At 34.6% G+C, this 2,672-nt stretch carries 2 protein-coding genes; both read right to left on the bottom strand.

Annotated elements, in window-relative coordinates; translation table 11 throughout:
- Positions 1-87: 87 nt before the first annotated feature.
- Entirely contained in the window at positions 88-825 is a 738-nt protein-coding gene (istB, locus tag BMW63_RS17560; RefSeq protein ID WP_074724761.1) for an IS21-like element helper ATPase IstB, read from the bottom strand.
- Between the two features lie 18 nt (positions 826-843).
- Positions 844-2,379, bottom strand: coding sequence for an IS21 family transposase (istA, locus tag BMW63_RS17555; RefSeq protein WP_074724760.1), 1,536 nt, complete (start codon positions 2,377-2,379; stop codon positions 844-846).
- Positions 2,380-2,672 lie beyond the last annotated feature (293 nt).

Below are 2,672 nucleotides of genomic sequence, written 5' to 3'. Positions count from 1 at the left end.
TGTATATTCCAGTCATGATGTGCCACTAATTCCGGTCATGATGTGCCACAAAATAATGAGCTAATTTCTGTTCAAATTTACATTTTTTTATTGATTTAATTTTCTGATTTTTCTTAGTGATTCACCCTCCAGCTCGATGCGATGCGAAGAATAAATTATCCTATCTAAAACTGCGTCTGCCAAAGTACTTTCGCCTATTATCGAATGCCATTCACTGACAGGAATTTGTGATGTTATTATAATACTGCTTTTATCATATTTTGCTTCTACTATTTCCATTAATGCTTGTCTTGAGTTGCTTTCGAAGGGAGTTAGTCCAAAGTCGTCTAGTATCAATAAATCACATTTTTCTATTTTTTCAATGAACTTTGAATAGGTGCCTTCTATTCTTGCCAACTTCAACTTTTCCATTAGTTTTGATGTGTTGAAATGGATTACTCTAAACTGTTTTAAACAAGCTTTCATCCCTAAGGCTTGAGCAAGATAACTTTTACCTGTTCCTGTAGCCCCTGTGAATAGTATGTTTTCTTTATGAGCAATAAAATCTAGATTTACGAGTCGTTCAAATTGATTTCTATTAAGATTTCTATCGCTCTGATAGATGATGTTTTCAACATTAGCCAGGATACTAAATCCAGCTAGTTTAATCAAGTTGTACGTTTTTTTATTGGTCCTGTAATCGTACTCTTGTTCTAACAAAAGTGCGATGTACTGATCCAGGGTGTAGTCTTGGTATTGGTGTGCTTCCAGGTTTCGTTGATGAAATTCTGCCATTCCATACAATTTTAATTGTTTCATTTTTTCAATAGCTACTTGATTGTTCATTTGAATATTGTTTGTGGGTTAGTAATAATTATTTCTAATATTGTTGTGTTTTGGGATTTGTCGTAAATCATCCGCAGACTGCTGTAAATCCATATTGTTCTCTAATATGTTTTTGACACTACTGTAGCTAATGATTTGATTTTCCAATGCCATCTGGCAGGCGTTATCGATACGATCCTTACTGTATTTTGACTTTAAATGAATGATTCCTAAGGCGCGCTTATAAGTTATTTCAGGATAAGCTGCCTGAGCAAATAATTGTGACACCAATTGGTAAACAGATTCACCTAATTCATTGGCTTGTTGCAGAAAAAAGTCAGGTTTCCATTGACTATAAAACAGATGTGAACTTGCTAAATGATTCTCAATTGTATTATAGCTTCCTTTCTTAAAACTTCTTTGGTGGGTAGCAATACGACTGTGTTGGTGAAATACATCAACGGTATCCTGATTGTATTGAATTTCAACCTTTTCCCCAATATATCGAAAGGGAACGCTATAATAGTTTTTGTCTGCCGACAAGTGAATATATCCCATCTTTTGAACTCTAGCTACTTTGAATTCCTTAAGCTCATATTTTTCCATTGGCAAAGCAGATAAACAATGTTTCTCGTATTGATTAAAAAGCTTAAAGCGACTGGCACCGTAAGTCTTCATCTCCTTTAAATTAAAAATCTCTAAGAGTTCTTGTATAGCATTATTTAATTGGATCAAGCTGAAGAAGGTCTGTTTGGATAAATCATAAAAGACATGTTGGTATATTAGTTTTACAGCTCCCTCAACCAAACTTTTGTCTCGAGGGCTATAACTACGAGTCGGATTGATGCAAAACCCATAATGTAAGCCTTGATCTTTAAATGCTTTGTTTAAAACGGGTTCGTATTTAGAGGCTTTAGTAACGGCTGATTTGAGATTGTCTGGAGTGACAACTTTAGGAACACCCCCGTAAAAATCAAGCGCATTATTAATTGAACTGATAAAATCCTCCCTTTTTTGACTTAAAGAGGCCTCTACAAAGACGTATTGACTCGCTGGTAGGATACTAACAAAAACTTCTACTTCACTGATTAAACCTGTGGTTTTGTCAACAATGGTCAATTTTTTACCAGTATAATCGACAAACATCTTATCTCCATATTGATGAATGATCTTACCGCTCCCTTTTTTTCTATCAAGCCAATTGTTTAAATGAAAATTGAATTGTGAAGAGCCGTAGCCATCTGGACTTTGTAGTATATAATCCTCCCATAGACGAAGCTTAGTGCAGCCTGTCTTCTTTAGCTCAGAAGCATAGAACGAGAAGTTTTTGGATAACTTTTCGTATCGATTAGTGTCGATGGTGTCATATGATGGAAATAAATCTCGCAGCGATGAATCCTCCAACTCCAACAATTCCTGATCATCAAAACCACTTACCTGTAGTAATTGGACGTATTTATTAACGGTATTGCGATGAATACCTAGTTCTTGTGAGATTCTTCGATTGCTAAATTTTAACAGTCGTAACTTAATGATTTCTCGTAATTCCATAATTTCTAATAAACTTTGAGCCATATAATCAGTGGTTTAGAACCGCTAAAATAAATAGCTTGGTTATAGAAATTAACTCTAATTAATTTTAAGATAATTGCACATTTGGTAAAATGTCCAAAATCGGAATTGTGTTCCCTTTAAAATAAAAGTGGCACATCTTCAAACGGAATCTGTATCCTTAATTAAATTAAAAAGTGGCACATCTTCAACCGGAATCGTATCCTAATTTAAGTTTAAAAAGTGGCACATCTTCAACCGGAATCCGTACCTCTTTTTTACTGGAAAGAGTGGCACATCATCAACTGGTTTATCCA

The organism is Flavobacterium frigoris, assembly GCF_900111075.1.
Classification (GTDB): domain Bacteria; phylum Bacteroidota; class Bacteroidia; order Flavobacteriales; family Flavobacteriaceae; genus Flavobacterium; species Flavobacterium frigoris.
The sequence above is the reverse complement of the archived record's forward strand: the minus strand, read 5'-3'. Positions and strand labels throughout refer to the sequence as shown.